The organism is Bacillus sp. FSL E2-8868 (genome assembly GCF_038005505.1).
Classification (GTDB): Bacteria; Bacillota; Bacilli; order Bacillales; family Bacillaceae_G; genus Bacillus_A; species Bacillus_A mycoides.
Genome location: NZ_JBBOTI010000001.1, coordinates 803,150 through 827,251, shown reverse-complemented (window position 1 = coordinate 827,251; position 24,102 = coordinate 803,150). Strand labels below are relative to the sequence as shown.

The 24,102-nt window shown below is 33.7% G+C and carries 26 protein-coding genes and 1 riboswitch; of the genes, 8 read left to right on the top strand and 18 right to left on the bottom strand.

Annotation, left to right across the window (positions count from 1 at the left end; translation table 11 throughout):
- Position 1 precedes the first annotated feature (1 nt).
- Entirely contained in the window at positions 2-1,669 is a 1,668-nt protein-coding gene (gene rnjA, locus NSS74_RS04545; protein ID WP_002033834.1) for a ribonuclease J1, read from the top strand.
- Between the two features lie 38 nt (positions 1,670-1,707).
- Here rnjA and NSS74_RS04540 read toward each other — a convergent pair whose 3' ends face one another.
- From NSS74_RS04540 to NSS74_RS04495, 10 genes are all read right to left on the bottom strand, one after another.
- Positions 1,708-2,373: a potassium channel family protein gene (locus NSS74_RS04540; protein WP_000504033.1), complete on the bottom strand. Its 666-nt coding sequence runs from the start codon at positions 2,371-2,373 to the stop codon at positions 1,708-1,710.
- Positions 2,374-2,456: 83 nt separating this feature from the next.
- On the bottom strand, positions 2,457-3,323 hold the full coding sequence (locus NSS74_RS04535) for a hypothetical protein (RefSeq protein ID WP_002014843.1): 867 nt from the start codon (positions 3,321-3,323) through the stop codon (positions 2,457-2,459).
- Positions 3,324-3,596: 273 nt separating this feature from the next.
- Positions 3,597-4,727, bottom strand: coding sequence for an N-acetyldiaminopimelate deacetylase (locus NSS74_RS04530; protein WP_002033831.1), 1,131 nt, complete (start codon positions 4,725-4,727; stop codon positions 3,597-3,599).
- A 61-nt stretch (positions 4,728-4,788) separates the two neighbouring features.
- A complete protein-coding gene (gene dapD / locus NSS74_RS04525) occupies positions 4,789-5,511 on the bottom strand; it encodes a 2,3,4,5-tetrahydropyridine-2,6-dicarboxylate N-acetyltransferase (RefSeq protein ID WP_002014841.1) in 723 nt (240 codons plus the stop codon).
- 71 nt (positions 5,512-5,582) lie between these two features.
- Entirely contained in the window at positions 5,583-6,467 is an 885-nt protein-coding gene (locus NSS74_RS04520) for a LysR family transcriptional regulator (RefSeq protein WP_002014840.1), read from the bottom strand.
- Between the two features lie 177 nt (positions 6,468-6,644).
- On the bottom strand, positions 6,645-7,088 hold the full coding sequence (gene cbpB, locus NSS74_RS04515; RefSeq protein WP_002014839.1) for a cyclic-di-AMP-binding protein CbpB: 444 nt from the start codon (positions 7,086-7,088) through the stop codon (positions 6,645-6,647).
- A gap of 169 nt (positions 7,089-7,257) precedes the next feature.
- Complete coding sequence (gene abbA / locus NSS74_RS04510; protein ID WP_002145987.1) at positions 7,258-7,449, bottom strand: antirepressor AbbA; 192 nt, start codon at positions 7,447-7,449, stop codon at positions 7,258-7,260.
- 127 nt (positions 7,450-7,576) lie between these two features.
- Positions 7,577-8,095, bottom strand: coding sequence for a ribonuclease H-like YkuK family protein (locus NSS74_RS04505; protein ID WP_002033829.1), 519 nt, complete (start codon positions 8,093-8,095; stop codon positions 7,577-7,579).
- Positions 8,096-8,169: 74 nt separating this feature from the next.
- On the bottom strand, positions 8,170-8,319 hold the full coding sequence (locus NSS74_RS04500; protein WP_002033828.1) for a hypothetical protein: 150 nt from the start codon (positions 8,317-8,319) through the stop codon (positions 8,170-8,172).
- Between the two features lie 185 nt (positions 8,320-8,504).
- Positions 8,505-8,741, bottom strand: a complete 237-nt coding sequence (locus NSS74_RS04495; RefSeq protein WP_000055151.1) for a YkuJ family protein — start codon at positions 8,739-8,741, stop codon at positions 8,505-8,507.
- A 232-nt stretch (positions 8,742-8,973) separates the two neighbouring features.
- Between NSS74_RS04495 and NSS74_RS04490 the strand changes: the two genes are divergently transcribed.
- Positions 8,974-9,210: a glutaredoxin domain-containing protein gene (locus NSS74_RS04490; RefSeq protein WP_002014835.1), complete on the top strand. Its 237-nt coding sequence runs from the start codon at positions 8,974-8,976 to the stop codon at positions 9,208-9,210.
- Positions 9,211-9,235: 25 nt separating this feature from the next.
- Here the strand turns inward: NSS74_RS04490 and NSS74_RS04485 are convergent, their stop codons facing one another.
- From NSS74_RS04485 to fadH, 3 genes are all read right to left on the bottom strand, one after another.
- On the bottom strand, positions 9,236-9,724 hold the full coding sequence (locus tag NSS74_RS04485; RefSeq protein ID WP_002014834.1) for a DUF3993 domain-containing protein: 489 nt from the start codon (positions 9,722-9,724) through the stop codon (positions 9,236-9,238).
- A 183-nt stretch (positions 9,725-9,907) separates the two neighbouring features.
- Positions 9,908-11,125 carry an EAL domain-containing protein gene (locus NSS74_RS04480; protein ID WP_002033827.1) on the bottom strand — a complete coding sequence of 406 codons (1,218 nt, stop codon included), beginning with the start codon at positions 11,123-11,125 and terminating at the stop codon, positions 9,908-9,910.
- A gap of 256 nt (positions 11,126-11,381) precedes the next feature.
- The gene (fadH, locus tag NSS74_RS04475) at positions 11,382-12,146 is read right to left on the bottom strand and encodes a 2,4-dienoyl-CoA reductase (protein WP_002142976.1); all 765 of its coding nucleotides are present in this window, start codon (positions 12,144-12,146) and stop codon (positions 11,382-11,384) included.
- A 195-nt stretch (positions 12,147-12,341) separates the two neighbouring features.
- Between fadH and NSS74_RS04470 the strand changes: the two genes are divergently transcribed.
- On the top strand, positions 12,342-13,199 hold the full coding sequence (locus NSS74_RS04470; RefSeq protein ID WP_002033825.1) for a metallophosphoesterase: 858 nt from the start codon (positions 12,342-12,344) through the stop codon (positions 13,197-13,199).
- A gap of 97 nt (positions 13,200-13,296) precedes the next feature.
- Positions 13,297-13,533 (top strand): hypothetical protein, encoded by a 237-nt coding sequence (locus tag NSS74_RS04465; protein ID WP_002033824.1) that lies wholly within the window; start codon positions 13,297-13,299, stop codon positions 13,531-13,533.
- A gap of 167 nt (positions 13,534-13,700) precedes the next feature.
- On the opposite strand, the gene NSS74_RS04460 is transcribed toward NSS74_RS04465, so the two are convergent.
- A complete protein-coding gene (locus NSS74_RS04460) occupies positions 13,701-15,809 on the bottom strand; it encodes a polyphosphate kinase (protein ID WP_002014829.1) in 2,109 nt (702 codons plus the stop codon).
- Positions 15,810-15,917: 108 nt separating this feature from the next.
- On the bottom strand, positions 15,918-17,492 hold the full coding sequence (locus NSS74_RS04455) for a Ppx/GppA phosphatase family protein (RefSeq protein WP_080019780.1): 1,575 nt from the start codon (positions 17,490-17,492) through the stop codon (positions 15,918-15,920).
- A 141-nt stretch (positions 17,493-17,633) separates the two neighbouring features.
- Between NSS74_RS04455 and NSS74_RS04450 the strand changes: the two genes are divergently transcribed.
- The gene (locus NSS74_RS04450) at positions 17,634-18,092 is read left to right on the top strand and encodes a YkyB family protein (RefSeq protein WP_002066920.1); all 459 of its coding nucleotides are present in this window, start codon (positions 17,634-17,636) and stop codon (positions 18,090-18,092) included.
- Between the two features lie 31 nt (positions 18,093-18,123).
- Here the strand turns inward: NSS74_RS04450 and NSS74_RS04445 are convergent, their stop codons facing one another.
- Together NSS74_RS04445 and NSS74_RS04440 are read right to left on the bottom strand one after the other, a co-directional pair.
- Positions 18,124-18,786 (bottom strand): YkyA family protein, encoded by a 663-nt coding sequence (locus NSS74_RS04445; protein ID WP_002066948.1) that lies wholly within the window; start codon positions 18,784-18,786, stop codon positions 18,124-18,126.
- 551 nt (positions 18,787-19,337) lie between these two features.
- Positions 19,338-19,991 (bottom strand): diguanylate cyclase domain-containing protein, encoded by a 654-nt coding sequence (locus NSS74_RS04440; RefSeq protein WP_002142978.1) that lies wholly within the window; start codon positions 19,989-19,991, stop codon positions 19,338-19,340.
- 162 nt (positions 19,992-20,153) lie between these two features.
- Here NSS74_RS04440 and NSS74_RS04435 point away from each other — a divergent pair, with 162 nt between their 5' ends.
- A complete protein-coding gene (locus NSS74_RS04435; protein ID WP_002014824.1) occupies positions 20,154-20,387 on the top strand; it encodes a phage holin in 234 nt (77 codons plus the stop codon).
- A 31-nt stretch (positions 20,388-20,418) separates the two neighbouring features.
- On the opposite strand, the gene NSS74_RS04430 is transcribed toward NSS74_RS04435, so the two are convergent.
- Positions 20,419-20,919, bottom strand: coding sequence for a hypothetical protein (locus NSS74_RS04430; RefSeq protein ID WP_002088356.1), 501 nt, complete (start codon positions 20,917-20,919; stop codon positions 20,419-20,421).
- Positions 20,920-21,471: 552 nt separating this feature from the next.
- Here NSS74_RS04430 and NSS74_RS04425 point away from each other — a divergent pair.
- Both NSS74_RS04425 and NSS74_RS04420 read left to right on the top strand, forming a co-directional pair.
- Positions 21,472-23,007, top strand: a complete 1,536-nt coding sequence (locus NSS74_RS04425; RefSeq protein WP_340813228.1) for an MDR family MFS transporter — start codon at positions 21,472-21,474, stop codon at positions 23,005-23,007.
- Positions 23,008-23,098: 91 nt separating this feature from the next.
- The gene (locus NSS74_RS04420; RefSeq protein WP_002142980.1) at positions 23,099-23,656 is read left to right on the top strand and encodes a PadR family transcriptional regulator; all 558 of its coding nucleotides are present in this window, start codon (positions 23,099-23,101) and stop codon (positions 23,654-23,656) included.
- 223 nt (positions 23,657-23,879) lie between these two features.
- Positions 23,880-24,067, top strand: a riboswitch (cobalamin riboswitch).
- Positions 24,068-24,102 lie beyond the last annotated feature (35 nt).

Sequence of the window (24,102 nt, the reverse complement as noted above, 5' to 3'; positions counted from 1 at the left end):
TATGAAATTCCTAAAAAATGATCAAGCTGCCGTTTTTGCCCTCGGTGGTCTTGGTGAAATCGGTAAAAATACATATGCTGTTCAATTTCAAGATGAAATTATTATAATTGATGCTGGAATTAAATTTCCAGAAGACGAACTCCTCGGGATCGATTATGTAATACCAGATTACACTTATTTTGTGCGAAACGAAGATAAAATTAAAGGGTTATTCATTACACATGGTCACGAAGATCATATCGGTGGAATTCCTTATCTATTACGTCAAGTAAACATTCCAATTTACGGCGGAAAATTAGCAATTGCCCTAATAAAAAACAAATTAGAAGAGCACGGATTACTTCGTAAAGCAAAACTTTATGAAATTCAAGAAGATGATGTTATTAAATTTAAAAAGACATCTGTTTCCTTCTTCCGTACAACTCACAGTATTCCGGATTCATACGGAGTTGTTGTGAAAACACCTCAAGGACAAGTCGTTCATACAGGTGATTTCAAATTTGATTTCACACCAGTAGGTGAGCCAGCAGATTTAACAAAAATGGCCGAAATCGGAAAAGACGGTGTACTTTGTCTCTTATCTGATAGTACAAACAGTGAAGTGCCGAACTTTACGATGTCTGAGCGCCGCGTTGGTGATAGTATTCAAGATATATTCCGCAAAGTAGACGGTCGTATTATATTCGCAACCTTTGCATCGAATATCCATCGCTTACAACAAGTTGTTGAGGCTGCTGTTGAAAACAATCGTAAAGTAGCTGTATTCGGTCGAAGTATGGAAGCGGCTATTGAAATCGGACAAAACCTTGGTTATATCCGGTGTCCAAAGGATACATTCATAGACACAGCTCAGCTAAACCGCCTACCAGCTAATAAAGTTGTTATGTTATGTACAGGTAGTCAAGGGGAGCCGATGGCAGCACTTTCACGTATTGCCAATGGTACACATCGTCAAATTCAAATTATCCCTGGCGATACAGTTGTTTTCTCTTCTTCACCAATCCCAGGCAATACAATTAGTGTAAGTCGTACAATTAACATGTTGTACCGCGCTGGTGCTGATGTAATCCATGGTAAACTCTCAAATATTCATACGAGTGGACACGGTGGACAAGAAGAACAAAAGTTAATGCTACGTCTTATTAAGCCGAAATATTTCATGCCAATTCATGGTGAATATCGTATGCAACGTATGCATATGAAATTAGCGAATGATTGTGGTATTCCAGAAGAAAATTGTTTCATTATGGATAATGGAGATGTTCTTGCTTTACGTTCTGATGAAGCAAGCGTAGCTGGAAAAATCCCATCTGGCTCTGTCTATATCGATGGAAATGGTATTGGAGATATCGGTAATATCGTATTACGTGATCGTCGCATTCTTTCTGAAGAAGGACTTGTTATTGTAGTTGTAAGCATTGATATGAAAGAATTTAAAGTTGCAGCAGGACCTGATATCATCTCGCGTGGTTTCGTTTATATGCGTGAAAGCAGCGATTTAATCAACGATGCTCAAACATTAATTACAACACATTTAGAAAAAGTAATGGAGCGAAAAACAACACAATGGTCTGAAATTAAAAATGAGATTACAGACACATTAGCACCATTCCTATACGAAAAAACGAAACGTCGTCCAATGATTTTACCAATCATTATGGAAATATAAGAAAAAGGACAATGCCTCCTCGGCATTGTCCTTTTCTCTTATCTTAAAAAATGCTTAAAACGATCTACTTCATCGTCATGACCAATTACAATTAATATATCTCCCGCCTGAACGTTTTCTGTAGCTCGAGGAGATACGATAACTTCTTTCCCACGTTTAATTGCTACAATGTTCAAACCAAACTTCGCACGAATATCTAATTCAATTAAAGAGTGCCCATCAATTTTTTTATTTGCGATAATCTCTACAATACTATGCTCATCTGAAAGCTCTAGGTAATCTAACACATTACTTGATGCGATATTATTAGCAATCCTTTTTCCCATATCTCGTTCTGGATGCACAATATGATCTGCCCCTATTTTACTTAACACTTTTTCATGATAGTCATTTTGAGCTTTTACAGTAATATTTTTCACACCTAATTCTTTCAAAATTAACGTTGTTAAAATACTTGAATTCAAATTATCTCCAATAGCAACGACTACATGATCAAAATTACGAATACCAAGACTTTTTAATACCATCTCATCTGTTGAATCTGCAATTACAGCATGCGAAGCTATATTTGCAAACTCATTAATTTTATCCTCATCTGAGTCAATTGCCATTACTTCCATACCTAATTGAGCTAATTCACGGCAAATACTTCCACCAAAACGGCCAAGCCCAATAACAGCAAATTCTTTCTCTTTTTCGCCCACAGGAATTCCTCCAATAACATCAAATACTATGTACTTTTATTGTAACATACTTTAAATTCGCTACAAAAACCTGTATATACTTCTTATTTTTGTTTTTGCATATAAAAATACTGTTGTAAATAAAACGCGATACCGAAAATTAACATACCAAATACAAATATATTTCCAAATGAACTAAATGTTTCAAAAACGAACAATAGCGTTTCTTGTCCGAAAAAAGCAAATAAAAGTTGTGTAAATGCGAATAACAGTGCCAATATGTAATGATGTTGATGAAATAAATAATGTGTTGCGCCTAAAAAAGCTACAAGCGAAACAATGAAGATCCACCAAGTTTCTAAAAACAATTGCCAATTAGTAAATTGATATCCATTTACTAATATCGCAATAATTCCTATAACTGCCATCGTCGGCACACTCCATAATAATGCACGCCCTCTAAAGAAGTGCGCACCTTTTGCATCTCCTTTTTCATTTGCGATGTATGTTAGCACGACAGTACTTATATACAAAACAGAGAGGATTGTTAAAACAATGATAAGCCAAAAATGTAATTGATAATATTCATGTTCTATATTCGTCACAATTGCAGCTAACATACATGGAATAAACATCCCTGTCCAACCATCTATTTTTCTTTCGTTCCAAAACACCGTATTACCAATCCGAATTCCTAATAGCATAAAAATAATGATACCTAGTACAAATAACGTAGTCTTATTCCCTACTAAACTCGTCGAGAAAGCAATTAATCCAATAAATAAAAAAAGAACAAATCCATTCATAATTTCTAGTACAGGTGACAAATATCTTTTCACCCATTTGTATGTTTCTTCATATTCACTATTATTTGCTAAACGATAGGCGTAAAAACTTATCCCAAAATAAACCGCCGCAATAATAACATATGCATATAAGACGAAACATAAAATCGCACTGCTAATTTGCACGTAATTCCCCACCCTTTTTTCTATGTATCACATTGATTTTACACACTTTTCATACTAAAAGTAAACATATATATGGTAGTTAAATAATTATCTTCCCTATTAGCAATAATTAATAATGAGCAGTGGCTAAAAACCCCCTGCTCATTATTAAGACGTCAAATTTAACTTTACTCATTTGTATGAAGATGTCTAACACTAACGAATACGAAAGATGTTTTCGTCTCTGAACTAAGAAGTCCCCACTCTAAACTATTGCACAATTAGCGAGTAAGTTCACTTTCTATTTCCCTTCCACTTCACATATTGATTTAAAAATACAATTGCTTTCTCAATAACCTCTTCGTCTGGTTTTAATTTCGCATGATGTAAACCATATTCTGAATTTACTCCAAGCCAAAACATAAATCCAGGTATCTCTCGAAGCATATAACCAAAGTCTTCACCTGTCATTGCCTCCGTACACGTAATTACGTCCATAGTCGTTTGTTCACGTGTAAATTGCATAAACTCTCTCGTTAGCTCCTCATGGTTATACACTTGATGATACATCGCTCCGTAGTCAATAACAGCTTCACATTGAAAAGAAGCTTCTATTCCCGCAACAATTGCCTCAATTCGGCTTTTAACACGTTTCATTGATTCCACTGATAGCGTTCGAATTGTTCCTTCTAAACGAGATTTTTCTGCGATAATGTTTTGAACTGTACCACCTGTAATTTTCCCAATTGTAATTACCGCACTGTCAAGAGGGTTCACATTACGACTAATAACTGATTGAAGTTGTGTAACGAGATGACTCGCTGCAACAATCATATCATTTGCTGTATGCGGATATGCAGCATGTCCACCTTTTCCTTTTAAATCAACGTATAGCTCTGATGTATTCGCAAATAATAAACCTTCTTTTGTCGCAATTGTTCCCACAGAGTATTCAGGCGCAATATGAAGTCCAAGAATCATATTAGGCTTCCATTCTTTTAACTCATCGCTTTCTAACATAGGAAGTGCACCACCTGGACCTTCTTCAGCTGGTTGGAATATAAACACAAGATCATCATCTATTCTTTCGCTTACAGCCGCTGTTAGAAGTCCTAAACCGATTGTTGCATGCAAATCATGTCCACATGCATGCATCATTCCTTCATGGACAGAAGAGAATTCATATCCAGTTTCCTCTGTAATTGGTAGACCGTCTATATCTGCACGATAACCTATTATTTTTTCTGGATTTTTTCCATTTACTTTAACAATTACACCTGTTTTCCATGTTTTCACTTCCAAATATTCATTAGGAAGCGTTCCTATATAATCTAAAATATACTGTTGTGTTTTCCACTCTTTAAATCCGATCTCCGGAATTTTATGTAAATCTCTACGAACTTGGACAAATTTGCTTACTGTCATTTTTGCACCTCTATCTATAAAAAGCGTAAGAGCACATTCATGCTCTTACGCTTTTTATTTTTTATTTCTCTGGGTTTAATTGACGAAGCTCTTGTTTAATTTCAGTTTTTGCTTTTGTCTTCTCATCAATTTCTTTAATTACACGTGCCGGAGTTCCCGCAACAACTGTATATGGAGGCACATCTTCTGTTACAACAGCTCCTGCTGCTACAACTGCACCTTTACCTACTGTAACGCCTTCTAGAACAACTACATTTGCACCAATTACAACATCATCTTCAACGATAACTGGTTTTGCAGAAGGTGGCTCAATAACACCGGCAAGTACAGCACCTGCACCTACGTGACAGTTCTTACCAACTGTTGCACGTCCACCAAGCACTGCGTTCATGTCGATCATAGTACCTTCACCAATTACAGCACCGATGTTAATTGTTGCATTCATCATGATAACAGCGTTGTCACCAATTTCTACATGGTCACGGATAATCGCGCCTGGCTCAATACGAGCTTTAATACCTTTTAAATCAAGCATTGGAATTGCAGAATTACGACGGTCATTCTCAACTACATAGTCAACAATGTGCTTGTTATTTTCATCAAGAATTGTCTTAATTTCAGACCATTCTCCGAATAATACACCAGATTTTTTATTTACAAATGCTTGTACTGTTTCAGGGAATGTTACCTCTTTTAAATCCCCTTTTATGTATACCTTTACAGGAGTTTTCTTTTCACTGTTTTGAATAAACGAAATAATTTCGTTAGCGTCCATCATTTTCATTCTTGTTGCCTCCTAAATCCATTTATAATGTTACTCTACCAAACGATAGAGCGAGTAGCAAGACAATAATCTTATTTTTCCATTTGAATTTCTTCTATAATTTCTAAAAATGCTTGTACTTGCTTCAACTGCCTTGCCGAGTCACTCGTCAATAACCATGTTTCTCTCGTTAATTGAACAGGTGTTTTATACATATTTTCCTGCACTTCTTTTAAAACAGTCGAAGGTAAAAGAGCATAACCTATTCCATTTAAAACAAGCTGTTTGCACGTTTCAATTTGGTCAACTACAATCGTTCGCTTAGGTGGATTTGAAAATAATCCATACCACCAATTTTGTATTTGTCCATAGTAGGTCGAATCACTTTTAAATTGAATAAATGGTCTATTTGTCTCTTTTAACATCGAAATATCTTTTATTTCTTTATCAACTAAATATAATTCATCTTCAAATAATTGTTGTTTCTGCCCTTTGTATTCTTGTGATCCTCTCAGTATAGCAACATGAACGTCTCCTTCATAAAATTGCTTTTGCACTTCACTACTCCAGCCAGTAAACAGAGATATCTTCACAGAAGGATACTTATGCACAAATTTTTTCAAAACAGGTGGAAGCCAATATTGCCCAATGACTGATGCAACAGCTATTTTTAACGTACCGTATGTTTCGGTTCTAAAAAGAGCCAGTTCACTTTTAATACCCTCTTCCCGTTGTAACATTTCTTTTGCATAATTTGCAACTTTTTCCCCTTCAGGTGTAATTGTTAATCCTTTTTGTGAACGAATAAAAAATTTCATTCCCCATTGTTTCTCCATAGATTGTAATCGTTGACTAAGCGCAGGTTGGGAAACAAATAAACGTTCCGCCGCTTTTCTCATATTTGATTCCTGAGCTAACACAACCATCATTTGAAAATCATCAATTTGCAACTTTCTCCCTCTTTCCTTAGCTTCCATACACCTAATTTTAATAAGTATTTCATCCTTAATTTAATTGCATACTTTTATACATTAGAACGGTTTGTTAGTTCAAACTTTTCTTATGCTTTATGTCTTTTTAAATATAATACATACACAACTGATATGCACGAAAAAAAGTGACTTCGCCTTTTCTGTGAAGTCACTTTCCCTACGTTATCGATTATGCTGTCTCACTTTTTTATTCAACAATTTTAAAATAGCCCGCCGTGTTAAAATACCCTCGAAGTAACCTTCTTCATTGACAGCGCAAATAAAAGGATGATCAATTGTCATTTCTAAAGCTTTTGCAAAAGAATCTTCTAACGTAAGAACTGGAATCTCTTCCTTCATCACTTGTTCCACTTTCATATTCTCAAGTCTTTCAAACTCAATGCGCTCTAATCCTAAAATACCATCTAAAATCATAGCAGTACTAATTAACCCATGTAATTTATACATAGGGTCTAAAACAGGAATCGCCGAATATCCAGATTTCACAAGAACGAGTAAAGCATGTTCTAGACCATTCCCTATTTGTACATGTGCTACTTTATCTGATGAAATCATTAAATCCTTCACAAGAATTTGTTGAAACTCGTCTTTCGGAATACTAATCATGTTACATCCCCCATTTTCCCTTTTTCCTGCTAATATTCTCCGATCCTATTCACATTTTATGATAGCGTTTTCATATTATTATTTTGTCCTGACATTCTTCTAATAAAAATAAAAATACATAACTATTTTAGCATATAACATAAAAAAAAGACTACCATTCCGGTAGTGCTTAATACCCTTTATTTTTTAATCGGTAAAACAATCTTGTGATTTTTTTATATTGCGTCACATCTGTCTGTTTTAAACCATTCTCAATGTCTGTAAGCTCCACCGCTAAAATTTCGCTCGCGTAATTTTGCTGAAACAGAATATCCAACAATAAATTTTCTTCTTCTCTTGTTAAAACAAATTCCTTTTCCATATGCTCCTCTCCTTGCACTCGCATCATCACTCTCATTATATAAATTTTTCAGTCTATTTAACAGATGTAATATTCAGTTTTCGTTAGAAACACTTAAAGACTGCGAATATATAGACATCATTTCACATTATTTTGTATATCTGTTTGCGTAACTAAATGCCGCATAAGCATCTGGTTTAATTTTTGCTGTTAATCCCATTGCTTGAATTTTCATCGTCATATCTAAAATAAATTCTTTTGTTAAACCATCATTCCCGATATCTAAATGAATTTCCATTATGAATCCTGCTCCATCTTGAGCGTATGGGTGCAATAAATCCCATATCGCTTGTATATGATTGGGAGTAAATAGATAGGCGATTTCTTGACTAAACTGTGTTTCTAAATATATTTTCTCTCGCAACGTTGCTGGCTTATTTTTCACTGATTTATGATGCAAACATCCCCATGCTCCTTTTCCAACACGATGAATATGTATCGCTGTAATAAACCTCGTATCCTTTTGATGCGCTTGTGAGTCTGTCCCAATAGATAATCGATATAAATTTCGCGGATCCTTTTCAATGAAACTACAAATACGGTTAAATACCATATCAAAATTTAAATGTCTCTCTGAAACATTATAAAATGTATGCTCACCGTCCACATAGTCACGTCCTTTCAATTAGACAGACTTTTCGTATTCTCATTGTATGGGACAAAAACAAAAATTATAACTTACTACCCTTTATTCGTTTCAATATTTCGAATTACATAATTACAAAACCTACATGTATATATTACATTTTGATTAGACTGGGCGGTTAATACGTGATTAATTTCAGCATGACTGTGACAATTAGGACAAATAACAATCGGTAAGCGTTCCATCCTTTGCACCTCCTATTAATATTTACTATCATTGTAGGAAAAATAAAAAATTCCTATACATATACATTTGTAAAAACTCTTTTATTTAATCGCGACTTAAATTACAACTTCTACTACCTATATAGCCCATTAATTAATATAACTAAAAAAGGTACCGCCATTTGGCAGTACCTTTTTTATATGTATCAAGAAATGATATCGTAAATCTCAATTGCAACCATATCGATGTTATCGAATTGATACACTTGAGGTTTTTCACCTTGTTGATACACTTCTAACTCATACATTTCACTTTTATCGAAAAATTTCACGCTACATTTGCGCTCACCGTTCACTTCAAAATAGCGTTGTGCTACTTCACCGCTTTCAGCTTGTTCTTGTAGACTAACAAGTCGAGTTAAAATTCCTTGGAGTAGAGACATGAAATCTCTCCTTTCTCTGATCTTCCTACCAATAGGTTTTACAGCTATACTCATTCTATCCGTCATAACAGAAAAAACGTTCCACAATCTAGGATAAAGGTTCTTGGCCAGAAACTCAACTAAAATTTGTCGAAATAAGAAGTAAAAAGATGAAAGATCATCTTTTTACTTCTTTATTGCGCTTTTTATACTGGCAGAATATAATAAACAACAGAAAAAGGGAGGAATTACAATGAAAAAAATTGAGGTTTATACACAACCTGATTGTCCGCCTTGTACCATTGTAAAAGAATTTTTAAAACATAATAACGTTGTATATGAAGAATTTGACATAAAAAAAGACGCTGCTGCACGCAATCGTCTTTTATATGACTATGAATCCTATTCAACTCCAACAGTTGTAATTGACGAAGAAGTTGTGGCAGGTTTTCAAATTGAAAAATTACAACAGCTACTCGGTATAGAATAGGAATAGGCGACACCTATTCCTATTCTCATAATTGTTGTAACCTTTTTATTTCAGTCAATAATTCCTGACTTTCATGATACCCTGCTAATTTCCATTTTCCATTATCCTTTTGCAATGTCACAATTTGATATTGTCCACTCTTTGTCCGCTCATAGACATATAAATTTTTATGTTCTTCATCATAAGACATTTTTGTTTCTGAATTAAAAGAAAACGGAGCTTCTTTTGCTGGAAGTAAATATTCACCACTTTGTTTTTCATTTCTACTGTTTTCATCTGTAAAAACTTGAAGGAAATTATTTGTAAAATATGGTGATAACGTCTCTATCATCTTATTCATAGGTATTTGCTTCCCGCGGATTGAAAATTGCGTCTCATAACCTTTTTGTATCGTTGTAAACACTTCTTTCCGATCCACTTTCACTTCTTCTTTTCCTAAAACAGTTGTGACACTATAGCCAACTAGAAAGGCAACACATATAAATAGAACAAACCATATTCCATATTTCTTCATTTTTTCACCTTCCTTTTAAAAGAGCTTGTCTTTGTAGTATTCATTGTAACAATGATTATGCAAAGAAAGGGATGATTTCGTTCGTAAAATCTTTACAACGATAGACAGCATTTTCATCATCATGTTCACTATTACCAATTTATGATAAAAACAAACAAAAAAATACACGAATCTCTTCGTGCATTAAAATAAAACATCTTCTTCATATAAATATTCGTACGATAAATCTATAAATAAAAAGTTTTCATCATCAATCGGGAATGAAAATGTTCGTACCATTTCACCAGTTTCGATATCAGCATATAAATCTGAAAGTCTTGCCTTATTCTCAAAACGCATTTTCATTATATTTTCTAGAAAATACGGGCGCCAGCTCCAGTTCTTCATATAATACTCTGGCATAATGATCCATCCACCATCTTTTTTCATAATATTACCCGATTGTTGAAAACCATCTTCATTACAAATAAATATCCGAAAACTATATTGTGATATGCTTTGGCTAAATTGTAATAACCAATCATTTATATCTTCATTCTTTTTTTGTTTTGACAGAACATCACCAATTCGATCACGTAACATCTCTGTTAAATTATAAATTTTTTGCAACTTCTTCTTCTCATGCAGAATAAATTGATGACATTCATTACCAAGTCGCTCTTTTAAAACATTCGTTTCAATAAAATCAGGTAAACATTCTTTCAAATAATTACCTTGATAATACCTACCACCGTTTTTCCAAGCATATTGTAGTTGATAAAAAGCATCAATTTCTTCATATAACAATGTCGCACCAATTCTTCTAGCAAGTAAAGATAAGGAATATAAAATATCTTGATAAGATTGTAAAAGTGCAGTTTGCCTTAAATTTGTTAAATCTACTTTTAAAATATCCGGTGCTAACACGCTAATACGCTCTAAATTACTTGTACCCGTTCCGACTTTATTAATCGAAATTTGAATACCATATGTACGATAATACATGAGTAAATGATTAAATTGTTCTATATCTTCTTTACATTCATGTTCTGTTATTTCCAGAACAATGCGTTGTAAGTTCAAACCTTGTTCTTCATACATCAGCAAAAGTTGAAGTAAACTTTCATCTTCATCATTCATTAATACATTAGCATTCCGATGTATAAATAATAATAATTTTTGATCCGTTTCTAAATACCTATTTAACGCTTTTTCTACGATGATGTTATCCGCTTCAAGTTGGAACTCACTCGGAATAGAATCATCATGGAAGAAAGATGCTAAACTTTGTATGCCCTCTTCTGTTTGAATTCGTCCTACAACTTCATATCCAATTATTGTATGCTCATCAGCACTAAAAATAGCTTGATAATAAGGAAGGACTTTATCCAAGTTACTCATTACATCTAATGCATCTATCAACGTGCTTCCCTCCCTTTACTTTTCAAAAATTATAACACGATATTTACGGAAAAATAATAAAAAATCCCTTCAGTTTTCCTGAAGGGATTAGAGGGGTAAAATGCTAAGGGGAATTAGCAATTCTACTATGAAGAAAAAAGAGGTCTTAAATATAACGTATATATCCCCTCTTGTAAACACATTTCTTTTAAGTGTCACAATTTCGTCATATTTTACCACAAAGAAATGAATAAATCATTCGTTTTTTTCATCCCTTTTAAAATGGATATTGATGCAAATGCTGGCCACCATCCATTGTCATACAAGTTCCATTTATGTATGCAGCTTCATCTGAACATAAATAATAAGCTAGACCCGCAATTTCTTCTGGTGTCCCCAGCCTACCAAGTGGGACACTTTGTATTGTACGCTTAGCCATTTCTTCTGAAATCCATAATTTATCGGCACCACCTGTACGTTCAATTGGTCCTGGTGCGATAGCGTTAACTCGTATTCCATATTTACGTCCCCACTCAACAGCAAGAGTTTTTGTCATCGCTAATACACCAGCTTTAGCTGCTGCCGAATGGATAACCCCTGGGCCTGCATCCCATGCATAAGTTGCCACCATGTTAATAATATTTCCTTTTATACCTTTTTCAATCCAATATTTCCCAATAGCCTGACTACAATAAAATGTACCATTTAATACAATATTAATTACCGAATTCCAGCCATTCACAGATAAGTCCTCTGCTGGACAAATAAAGTTTCCAGCTGCATTATTTATTAAAATATCAATTCGTCCAAACTTCTCATCAATATGTTCAATCATTTTTTGAATATCATCAGTATTTCGTACATCCATTTGTACAGATAATACTTGGCCTGGAAACTGTTCAATTTCTAACTTTGCTTCTTCTAGCTTTTCTTTTGTACGCCCTGTAATAACAACACGTGCCCCTTCTTTCGCAAAACGTATCGCCATCCCTTTTCCCATTCCACTTGATCCACCTGTTATAATAACTACCTTCTCTTTCACATACATCCCCTCCAAAAAATGAATACACATTCATTTTATCACTTTATTTGATAGAAATCTTTATATTTTTCAATTTTTCTGATATTTTAACGTAAAGAGGTTTCTTTTCGTTCATTTTTTTCGTAATCTATACTACTTTTTTAGTATTTAAAATATATTTTAAAAAAACTGAAGGGAGGTTCGAGTGACCTGTATATGAAGAAAATTACAAGAAGAAATTTTTTAAAATCTGGAATACGCACTTGTCTATATTCATTTATAACCGCAAGTATCGGCTATTATTATGCTAAATATATAGAGCCCTATTTGCTTTCTTTTACGCAACACACACTTAAATCACCGCTCATACCAAAAGGTTTTCATGGTATGAAGATCCTTCAATTTAGCGATTTACATCTAGGATACTATTTCTCTCTCCAACATTTATCTCAAATCGTTTCCAAGATTAATGCTGAAAAGCCAGATATTGTCCTTTTTACTGGTGATCTCATTGATGATTACCAAACATATACCGAGGCTTCTTTTGTTGCATCCATTTTAAAGAATATACAGGCACCCTTCGGTAAATTTTCTATTTATGGTAACCACGACCATGGCGGATATGGAACTGAATACTATGATCACATTATGCGCGAATCTGGATTTGAACTTTTGCTAAATAGCGAAAAGCGAATTCGTTTACTGGATAATAGTGAAATTTCTATTTTCGGACTCGATGATATGCTACTGGGTAAACCAAAAATAGCGGAAACTTTACAACATGCAAAACAAAATATTTATACAATTGTTCTCGTTCACGAACCAGATATCGCGCCACAAATCGCTACATATCCAATCAATCTTCAACTTTCTGGTCATAGCCATGGCGGACAAGTACAAATTCCTTTTTTAGGTGCTATTATTACCCCGTCGCTTGCAAAAGAATATATTGAAGGTTTCTATAACATTCAAGGTTTGACTCTCTATGTCAATCGAGGTATTGGAAGAACACGTGTCCCATTCCGCTTTATGTCAAAACCTGAAATCACACTCTTCATCCTACAACATTCGTAACAATTCGCCTATTTCCTTACATATCCTTCCTTGTACGCGCTCATCCACGCTTGGTCCACCATATGATAAAAATGAGTCCAGTAAAGGAGGTTTGTTCATGTATTCATATTATCAACCAATCCCAGTTCGTTCAGCACCTTTTGGCCCAGCAGGCGACTCACGCTTCTTTCCATTTTTCGGTGTTCCATTTCTAGCTGGAATTGCTGGCGGACTGCTAGGCGGAGCATTAGCTTTCGGGCCTAGACCGTTTTATCCGCCTTATCCACCGCCTTTCCCACCACCAGCACCTTTTCCTTGTTACGGAGGGCCTTGTCAACAACCATACTATTATTAATTTAAACCAACCATTCTTCTAATGTTTTTCTCTCAACGAACCGACTCATCACACGCCTATAATAAAAACTATTCTCTCTACTCATCCTTCCATTTTGAGAATATATGAGTAGAGAAAAAAAAGTAAAAACCTCTTAAATTCAATAAGAGGTTTTTACTTTTTTCACACTATTCAGCGTCTGTATTTTGATACGCCATCTTAAATAAATTCACTTGGCTATCAATTTCTTCTATACTACTATTAATTATATAATAATAGTCACCATCTTTATTTTGTTCACGTGTTTTCACATTATCAGCCAAAACCAGCTGTAAAATTGCCTTTATTCTCGCTTTCATTTCAATATCTAAAATTGGGAAGGATATTTCTACTCGTTTTTCCATATTTCGCGTCATCAAATCAGCTGAAGATAAATATATTTTTTCATCTCCATTATGATGGAAATAATAAATACGACTATGTTCTAAATATCTTCCAACAACACTAACTACACGAATATTTTCACTTACATTTGGAATCCCAGGTCTTAAACAACATGTCCCTCTAACGATGAGCTCTACCCTTACCCCAGCTTGTGATGCTTCATACATTTTTTTTATTAACGGTTTATCTGTTAACGAATTCATTTTAGCGATAATATATCCATTTCCATATTGTCTATGATAACGGATTTCCTCATCTATTAACTCCATAAACTGCTCTCTTATATCAAACGGGGCAACAGATAAATGATGAAAATGCGGTTTTTTTGTATAACCACTCAAATAATTAAAGAAATTTGTTGCATCTACACCAAAGTCTTTTCGCGATGTAATATATCCAAAATCGGTATACAACTTCGCTGTTGCATCATTATAATTTCCGGTTCCAAGATGTACAAACCTTTCAATTTTTCCGTTTCTTCTTCTTACAACTAACGTAATTTTACTATGCGTTTTCAAGTGACTTACTCCGTAAATAACGTGACATCCGGCCTGTTCCAATTCTTTAGCCCAATGAACATTATTCTCTTCATCAAACCTTGCCTTTAACTCAACCAATACCGTCACTTGTTTTCCTTTTTCAGCTGCTACCTTCAGCGCCTGAATTATTGGAGAATCTCCACTTACACGATATAATGTTTGTTTGATCGCAAGTACATTCGAGTCATCTGCCGCATCACGGACAAAATCAACGACTGGCTGAAACGACTCAAAGGGATGGTGTAATAAAATATCATGTTCTATCGCTTTTTCAAATACATCTTCCTCATCACCTAAATCTTGAGGAGGTTGAGGAATAAGAGCCGGATATACTAGATGTTCATATAAAGGCGCTAATTTTTTATATAAGGAGAATAAACATGTTAAATCTAACGGTCCATCCATCATGTACACATCTTCATCTTTTACTTCTAACACATCATACAATAACGCTAACACTCTTTCATCAATGTGTTCTTTACCAACTTCTAAACGAACGGCAGCTCCCCACTTACGCTTTTTCAATTCTTTTTCAATTACTTTTAATAAATCGCGTGCACCTTCTTCATGGATCGTTAAATCCGCATTACGTGTAATACGGAAACGAGTAACAGGTGATACGTTATATCCTGTGAATAGTTTATGAGTAAAACCACTAATTACATCTTCTAATAAAATAAATTTATGTTTTTGCCCTTCACTCGGTAAAAATATGAAACGCTCCAGTAATGAAGGCACTTGTACAATTCCTAACTTCGTACGATTTTCTTCCTCAGCCTGTTGCTCATCATATAAAATAGTAGCTAAATTCAAACTTTTATTTAATAACATTGGAAATGGACGATACGCATCAATAGATACAGGGGTTAAAACCGGAAATATTTGTTCATCAAAATACTCCTCGATAAATTCCCTTTGCTCTTTCGTCAAATCATGGAATGTTAAACGCTCAATCCCCTCTAGTTCAAGCGCTGGCAATACATAATTTTTAAACGTTTCATACTGCACAGTCATTAACTCGTGAGATTTTATCGCAATCTTATTTAACTGTTTCTTTGGTGTTAAACCTGCTTTATTTTCTGGCTGATTAAATCCCGCACTTACTTGATCTTTCAAACCTGCTACGCGCACCATAAAAAATTCATCTAAATTCGAACTAAAAATACTAATAAACTTTAGTCTTTCTAATAGTGGATTATTTTCATCTTGCGCTTCTTGTAGTACACGCTCATTAAATGCTAGCCAGCTTAATTCACGATTATTATAATACGCTGTATCATTTAAATTTACTAAATTCCCCTTTAGTAATTCCATTCGCTTCACACTTCCCTTTGAAACTTTTTTAATATAATTTAATTACTTTTATTTTATCAAATTACAATATTCCAAAGTGTTAATTTTTTGTAAAGACATCCGTACAACCTAACATTTCAATTCGAATACTAAGTTAATATTCGTTTTTAATACTCTTTCAAGCTGTTTTTTTTGTTTTTCCGCTTGAACTTTTTCCGCCAATGCCGATTCTTCACATAAAATCCTGAATGTTAAACCTTCTTTACTTTCCGTTATATATATTGTTTCAACAAGCGATCTTTGTCGTATATTTAAAGCAGCCGAAAATTGTAATACAGCCCCTAATAATCGAATTTTCTTTTGTTCACTTTTATCAAACCATCCTTCAAACAGTGCCAAATGTTGTTTAAATAACATTTTTGATTTATAAGAAGCTATAAGCGCTAATCTAACTCGATCTTTATGCATCATACCATCAATTGTTTTGTTCGCTAGTAAGTAAAATGTATGTAAGCGGCTCGCTTCTTCATCTATATATTTTCCAATATTAAATACTTTCGCTGCTTGATGGAATATTCCCCAGTCTTTCGCTGACATAGAAATGAGTCCAGCTCCTTCAAGTTGTTTGCAGATTAATGTTCCTTGTTTAATAAGTTGAATAACAAATTCCATGTCTAATTCGTATTCATATGACAATAAATGTAAACTCTCTTCTACTACGTTCGGATAATATGAGATCCCCAAATCTTTCGTTAATTCTTCATAGAAAACACCTTCTCTTAATCCTTTTTTACTCAATACAAAAGCCGATGCCTCTATAACGTTAACAAGCATATGAAATACTTCGACCGCTGGGATAATTGTGTCTGCTCGATCTTTTGCTAACCCTTCTAATTTTTGAAGGTCTATGAATGATAATTGTTTTAATTCATCTTTTACATTTTTAATATCGTCTTCTTTCATTTTGTATAAGTGTAATCCAGCTATAGGATAACAAATTAAATTTTGGTGGATTTTCGCCATGTTCCTCGCACTACCCCCAATTGCGATAAGAGGCAATTTTTTATCAATTAACCATGGTAGCGTTCGGAATTGATACCATAAATACCTTCTAATCTCATCTAACTCCTCTGTAGTAGGAATATCATCTTGAATAAATTGTTGCTTTAAAGAAAGTGCTCCAAAAGGAAAGCTATAGTATTCTAAAATTTCTCTATTTCGAAAGTATGTAACTTCTGTACTCCCCCCACCAATATCAACTGTAATTCCTTCTGAAAATGAAGTGGAATTCATAACTGCTAAATAACCGTAACGTGCTTCTTCATATTCTGATAAAACTCTAAGAGTAAAATCTGATTGCCCTTCAACAAGTTTTTTAATTTCCTCTTGATTCTCAGCCTGTCTAATTGTTGCCGTTGCAACACAAAGTACATGATGCAGCTTATGGAATCGTGTACTTTCTTGAAATTGAAATAATGTTTGTAATAATACTTCTATTCCTTCTTCACTTAATACACCATTTACTAAATAATTTCTTAACCTAGCGACCACTTTCGTATTTTCAATCTCTTTATAAAAACCCCCGCTTTGTTTTTCATAAATAACTAAGCGCATTGTATTAGAACCAATGTCTATAATGGCGTATTGTAGTTTTAATATTTCTTTCAAACTTCTCACTCTTTCATTATCAAATTTCTGAAACATATTCTATCACTATTATACAAAATAGTTGTTTTTTATAACAATATTGCTTTAATATTGAAAATATATACAATTACTTTTTGCATATAATAAAAACCCATTTTATTTATGCTATAATAAGGAAAAATTGAAAGGAGATTCAATATGAAACCTTCACAACCCCAATCTCAATTACATAATCAACATTCTATTAATAGACTAGCTCAATCTATTTTCGTTGTGAATCGTCATGCTAAAGCTGCAACTAACCCTAAGTACTTATATTGGTTAAAAAAGACTGCTTTAGAACGCTTAATTACTGAAAAAAAGGCTATTAAAGAAGGATTACATTTTTCTAGAAATCCACGTTTTAGTCAACAACAATCCGATGTTCTTATACGTTTAGGTGATTATTTTTTCCATATCCCTCCTACGAAAGATGATTTTCGCACCCTACCGCATCTTGGTCACCTTGAATCCTCCTATCGAAATCCGAAAACAACCTTATCTTTAACAATAGCAAAAAAAACACTTCAAGATTATATTGGTCCTGAAGCATTAAAACAAGAAAAAAAATTAAGCGAAGCAGTTCCATGGTATAGCCGTACCTATACAAAAAAATAAAACAGTTTGGCCCATATTAGGCCAAACTGTTTTATTTTTTATCTTCCTTAATTTTAATATTCGCTTGTTTATAGAATGCAACTTTTTCTGTATTATATGATTTCGTATATTCATTAAACTTATCTTTTTCTGTCTCAATATCTTTATATGCTTGGTTTACTAACTTCACTTTCTCGCTAATATCTTTTAATTTTGTACCTTTATCTTGTAGCATTGTATATAATTCTTTTTCTTGCTTTAAAGATTTATTATAGCTATCGTACATCTTTTGGAATGAATCATGTCGTTTCTCATAAGTACTCTTTACTTTATCCGCCTGGTCTTTTAATTTATTATCTTCAATTTTCTTCACATGCTTATCCGCTGACTTCACTTCTTCTTGCGCTTTATTTAACGCCTCTTTTTCTTTAATAAGAACTTTTTCTCGCTCAGCTGTATTTTTCACCGCTTGATCAAGCTTATCCTTAACAGCCTGATTATTATCTTTTCCTTCTTGGACAATTTGATTATATAATACTTGCCCCTCTTTCTCTAATGACTCCAATTTTTTCGCATCTTCAAACATTGTTTTTTCTTGCTTGGCAGCATTTTCAAATGCAACATATAGCTCCTCTTCTGGTTTTGGGCCGAAACAACCAGCTAGTAAAGTCATTGATAATGCAGTTACAATTGCTAATTTATTATATTTCAACATCTTTTCCTCCTATTAATAAGCGACCATCGTGCCAAAAATCCCATGAAAAACATGTAACTTCTTTATCTATTTCACGCTCGCATCTTTTTTACGAAGATCATCAATAATTATTTATACTGCTTGTACAATTTTCGCACTTGAAATTATGTAATGTCTTAAAACATAAAGGTATTTACCTTAATCTTACCTACTGCAAGAAACACTATAATATTTCACCTGATAAAAGATGATCGTTGACCTCTCACGTCTATCATTCCCTTTCTCACTTTCTATCAAATAACCTCTTTGTCCATTTTACATATTGCAAAGGGGACCTCGCAACTCTTACAAAGATTCTTTTAATTTCTTAAAAAGGAAAAGTGTAGAGCATGTTTTCCTCTACACTTTTAAACTGAAAACATTGTGCAAAATGCATTGACACATCCACACACAATTATATGCTGATTTCATATATTTTTAAAGACTTTTGTTACAAAAAAAAGTTTTCTTGTAACAAAAGACAAAAAAATGTTACAAAAAATCTTTATATCATACTTCTTCAAATCAAAGTTTCATTCATGACTTTGCAAGTTTCTATAATTATACAATTGATTTTGTGCCTTTCTAAACAAATCTTCAAAAGTTTTCCCTTCTATAGGATAACTTGCAGCCCCAAATAATAGTGTGACACTTAATAAATCATTCGCTATTTCATTTTGAATATTTTTGATTAATCGGCTTGTTATTGTTGACTTTTCATAGCCATTATCAACAGCTACGATAACATATTTATTTTCATCCCACCTCGTAACTACATCGCCTTTTCGAACTGTCTTTACAATTGTACGTTCTACTCTTTGGACTAGCTCATCTAACTTTTTTTCTTGCACTGTGTCTTTTAATACATCCCATTCTTTTACGGAAAGAATATACACTGTGATATTACGAGAATCTCTTTCTGATAAAGCAGCTACTTTTCCAAAAAAATCAACGACAAAATCGTTATTCGTCATTCCTCCTACTTCAATATTTACACGCGTATTCGTTCTTTTATCGTACCAATGTCCAAAATAATAGCTTAGTATCATTTGCAATATATAAATAATAAAGACGGTTAAAAATGATCTCGAATCTAGCTTAGCAATTACCCCCTGAAGTGCAATCCATTCTGTAACCGCAACTGTGTTCCCAAGTAATAATCCACTAATTTTCCCTTTATGTTTCATACTCTCCCCCTTTTATACCAATATATGTTTCTATAACAATAATGTTTTTCTATAAAATAAAAAATGTACATATTTAATGTACATTTCTACTTAAGTTTGTATACCTTTTCTATTTTATTTCATATATATACTATATATCGTTTTCAGGAAGGAGTGACCTATATGCCTCAAAAAGAAAATCTATTAGATATTATGCGCTTACTAGCTGGCTTTTTGTTATCATTAAAATTACTATTTAACTCTTTCGGAATAAACTTCATTACAAACGATCAAATTGACGCTATAGTAAATGTTATTTCATTTCTATTCATTCTATATTTTGGATACAAAAATAACTATATTGGAAAAAAGGGAGTGGAACAAAAGAAATTACTCAAGAAGCACAATCTTCATTAAAGAAGGAACCTTTCGCACAGGTTCCTTCTTATCATTTTCTGACAACCACTTCATTTGTTTGTAGCGGTCCATATGATACACCTTTATATTGAAATGTATATGTAGCCTGAAATAATGAATTGGGAGGAGCTTTATCTTTATTTGCTTTTATTTGACAAATTAATTCTACCTTTTCATTCGGTGATAAATTATCGATTCGCCACCTTACAAGCTGAAATAAAAACTCACTTATTCCCTTATCTGCTTTTAAAGAGTTTGGGATATACGCGAAATAATCACGAATCATATGACTTACAACTACTCGCGAAATCATTTCAACGCCTTTATTTTCAACTTCAAGTCGAATAATTAGTATGTCATTAACATCATAGATCATCTCATACGAAAATTTTTCTTTATACATACTACGGATTTGCAATGTGACTGCTACATTGGATGCTTCCGTGTCCTTTTTAGAACCATCAATCCACAAAACCGGCTGTAACGGTATAGAATACCTTCCTTGATCCGAAATTCGTTTCCATATTTTCATAATATATTCACCTCATTCCAGATATATCATCTATACAACTGTATTCTGCCTCTCGATGCAATAAACTACACTTAGAAAAAATATTTAGCTTGTTACAAACCATATCAAATTTTTCTTTTCCTTTTATCCTATTCGACAATATAAAGAAAAAACCATTTTTAATAGGTTGACACAGGTTATACTTTATTAAATATTTTTTTACAATTTCCTTCCTTGACTACATAACAAAATAAATTCTTACTCTCTTTTGGTCATTATAATAAAGTGAAACTTTAATCAGTGGGGGTTTTGTCCATCCCCCACTGATTATTAGATTTTACCAATCGGGCTTTAACGGGCACTTAAAGCCCGATAAAATAATTTGGCGTTAGAAAACATTTGCCTTTTAGTCAAATTTGACTATAATATAATTTATGATTTCCATCCTTTATATCATGTCAGTGCAATTTTTTATAAAATGAAGAGGAACGATACAAACTGTACATAATGTTTTTTTATGCATTGCACTAAAAAACTTAAGTTAGTTTAATTTTTATTAAAGGAGGGCTACTTTTGGAAGCACAACTATCAAAAAACGATTCAAGTAAAACAAAATTTGTTGTTGCTGGTTTACTACTTGGTATTCTAATGGCAGCAATGGATAACACAATCGTCGCAACTGCGATGGCAACGATTGTCGGAGACTTAGGAGGGTTCGACAAATTCGTTTGGGTCACATCCGCCTACATGGTAGCAACAATGGCCGGAATGCCTATTTTCGGTAAGCTGTCTGATATGTACGGACGGAAACGCTTTTTTATTGGCGGATTAATTCTTTTCTTATTCGGTTCTGCACTTTGCGGGACAGCATCAAGTATTGAACAACTAAGTATTTATAGAGCCATTCAAGGAATTGGTGGCGGCGCTCTTATGCCTATCGCATTTACAATTATGTATGATATATTCCCGCCTGAAAAACGAGGAAAAATGACCGGACTATTTGGTGCTGTTTTCGGAACATCTAGTGTTTTCGGACCTTTATTAGGTGCTTGCATTACAGATTATATAAGTTGGCACTGGGTCTTCTATATTAATATTCCATTAGGACTTATTTCCTTCTTCTTTATTACTAAATACTATAGCGAGTCTCTAGAATATCGAAAACAAAAAATTGACTGGGCTGGTGCTATTACGCTTGTCATTAGTATCGTTTGCTTAATGTTTGCTTTAGAACTTGGTGGTAAAGAATATGCATGGGACTCTAATGTGATTATTGGTTTATTTTCAACTGTTGTTATTCTGCTTATTATTTTCTTCTTCGTAGAAAGAAACGCAACCGAGCCTATTATTTCTTTCCATTTATTTAAAAAACCTTTATTTGCAGCTAGCCAAGGTGTTGCCTTTTTCTATGGCGCAGCTTTTATCATCTGTACAGTTTATATTCCAATCTTCGTTCAAGGTGTTCTCGGTGGTTCAGCCTCAAATGCTGGATTAATTTTGACACCTATGATGGTAGGATCTGTAATCGGAAGTCAAACTGGTGGACAATTAGCTTCACGAACAAGTTATCGTAACATCATGACAGTATCTGGAGTTTTCTTCGTTCTTGGTATTTATTTACTAAGTACTTTAACTATGGAAACACCTCGTACACTCGTAACAATGTTTATGGTGCTTGCTGGACTTGGAGTTGGATTCTCCTTCTCAGTTTTAAGTATGGCATCTATCCACAAACTAGAAATGAGAGATCGCGGTTCTGCTACATCCACGAACTCATTCTTCCGTTCACTTGGAATGACCCTTGGCGTCACGATTTTCGGTACGATTCAAAATCATGTTTTCACTGATAAATTAAAAGCAGTCTTCCCTCCTGAACTAGAAAAAATGGCTCCTAAAGGTGGAGACACAAGCTTTTTATTATCACCAAACGCTACTGAAAAGCTACCTCCTGAAGTACTGAGCGGAATTAAAGAGGCTCTTGCAACATCTATTGCTAATACATTTTTCTGGGCACTTATCCCAGCTACGCTAAGTATAATTTGTATTTTACTTATGGGAAATGAACGTCTTTTAACAGGACCAAAAACAAAGCAAAAACAAGTAAGCTAATATAGAAAAACGAAACGGTATATCCCTTTATGAAAGAGGATATACCGTTTATAATATATATAAAGTTTCTATATACAGGAGTTGAGACAGCATGAGCATGAAGTTAGTCATTCTCGGCTTGTTACTCGAAGGAGATAAACATCCCTATGAAGTGCAGCACATAATGAAAGAAAGACAAATGGATTGTTATATTAAATACGCAAAAGGATCACTGTACTACGCCTTCGAGCAATTAGAAAAGCAAGGCGCAATTCGCATTACAACTATTGTTCGAGATACGAATAGGCCAGATAAAAAAATCTTCCATATAACAGAGGAAGGAAAAGCGCTTTTCCACACCTTATTATTAAAACAATTTGAAGCGAAAAACCAAATATATAAACCTATTTATTCAGCGCTCTCTTTCGCTCACTTTAGCGACGAACAAGCTCTAGTTCCTATTTTGAAAAAAAAGAGAGATGATACAATGCTCTATTTACATACAATGCAAACGATATACGATCATAATAAACAACTAGTTCCTCGTGCTCAACTATATATTCTACAAAGCGTCATTGAGCATATTAATGTTGAATTACGTTGGCTAAACACGCTCTTACAAGATGCAACTGCAGGTCGTCTTTCAGAAATAGGTGTAGATAATGATTAAGTTTTTCTAAAAGAGGTGCCTCCTCTTCTAGAAAAACTTAACACTATAATTATTCCTCGCAACTCAAAACACCCTCATTTTAATAATAAATAAACATTAAAAAAACTTAATTTTCCGAATAAAAAGAAATAAAAAACTTTAGAATTTTCTTATTTTAAAACAGTGGACAAAATTCCGAAAATTGTGTTAGAATTTGTTTCAATATCATATCGCTTGTTAAATTCCTTTCAAAAGGAAAATAGGTACACGAATATTTCACTTCGTGTTTAAAAGGGAAGTTTGGTGAAACTCCAACACGGTCCCGCCACTGTAAATGCTGAGATTTCTTTTTTGTACCACTGTGAAAACGGGAAGGTGAAAGAAATTATATGAAGCATAAGTCAGGATACCTGCCTATTTTAACAACACTGATAGACTCACGGATGATGATGAGGTGTTAAGAACAA

Coding starts and splice junctions, on each gene's coding strand:
- NSS74_RS04470 (WP_002033825.1), top strand. CDS start 12,342: ATGAAGAAAATTACAAGAAGAAATTTTTTAAAATCTGGAATACGCACT.
- NSS74_RS04440 (WP_002142978.1), bottom strand. CDS start 19,991: ATGAAACATAAAGGGAAAATTAGTGGATTATTACTTGGGAACACAGTT.
- NSS74_RS04520 (WP_002014840.1), bottom strand. CDS start 6,467: ATGGAAGCTAAGGAAAGAGGGAGAAAGTTGCAAATTGATGATTTTCAA.
- NSS74_RS04455 (WP_080019780.1), bottom strand. CDS start 17,492: ATGTTTCAGAAATTTGATAATGAAAGAGTGAGAAGTTTGAAAGAAATA.
- NSS74_RS04495 (WP_000055151.1), bottom strand. CDS start 8,741: ATGTCTCTACTCCAAGGAATTTTAACTCGACTTGTTAGTCTACAAGAA.
- NSS74_RS04485 (WP_002014834.1), bottom strand. CDS start 9,724: ATGAAGAAATATGGAATATGGTTTGTTCTATTTATATGTGTTGCCTTT.
- NSS74_RS04490 (WP_002014835.1), top strand. CDS start 8,974: ATGAAAAAAATTGAGGTTTATACACAACCTGATTGTCCGCCTTGTACC.
- NSS74_RS04465 (WP_002033824.1), top strand. CDS start 13,297: ATGTATTCATATTATCAACCAATCCCAGTTCGTTCAGCACCTTTTGGC.
- NSS74_RS04500 (WP_002033828.1), bottom strand. CDS start 8,319: ATGGAACGCTTACCGATTGTTATTTGTCCTAATTGTCACAGTCATGCT.
- abbA (WP_002145987.1), bottom strand. CDS start 7,449: ATGGAAAAGGAATTTGTTTTAACAAGAGAAGAAGAAAATTTATTGTTG.
- NSS74_RS04430 (WP_002088356.1), bottom strand. CDS start 20,919: ATGAAAATATGGAAACGAATTTCGGATCAAGGAAGGTATTCTATACCG.
- NSS74_RS04435 (WP_002014824.1), top strand. CDS start 20,154: ATGCCTCAAAAAGAAAATCTATTAGATATTATGCGCTTACTAGCTGGC.
- rnjA (WP_002033834.1), top strand. CDS start 2: ATGAAATTCCTAAAAAATGATCAAGCTGCCGTTTTTGCCCTCGGTGGT.
- NSS74_RS04460 (WP_002014829.1), bottom strand. CDS start 15,809: ATGGAATTACTAAAGGGGAATTTAGTAAATTTAAATGATACAGCGTAT.
- NSS74_RS04420 (WP_002142980.1), top strand. CDS start 23,099: ATGAGCATGAAGTTAGTCATTCTCGGCTTGTTACTCGAAGGAGATAAA.
- NSS74_RS04530 (WP_002033831.1), bottom strand. CDS start 4,727: ATGACAGTAAGCAAATTTGTCCAAGTTCGTAGAGATTTACATAAAATT.
- dapD (WP_002014841.1), bottom strand. CDS start 5,511: ATGAAAATGATGGACGCTAACGAAATTATTTCGTTTATTCAAAACAGT.
- NSS74_RS04445 (WP_002066948.1), bottom strand. CDS start 18,786: ATGTTGAAATATAATAAATTAGCAATTGTAACTGCATTATCAATGACT.
- NSS74_RS04450 (WP_002066920.1), top strand. CDS start 17,634: ATGAAACCTTCACAACCCCAATCTCAATTACATAATCAACATTCTATT.
- cbpB (WP_002014839.1), bottom strand. CDS start 7,088: ATGATTAGTATTCCGAAAGACGAGTTTCAACAAATTCTTGTGAAGGAT.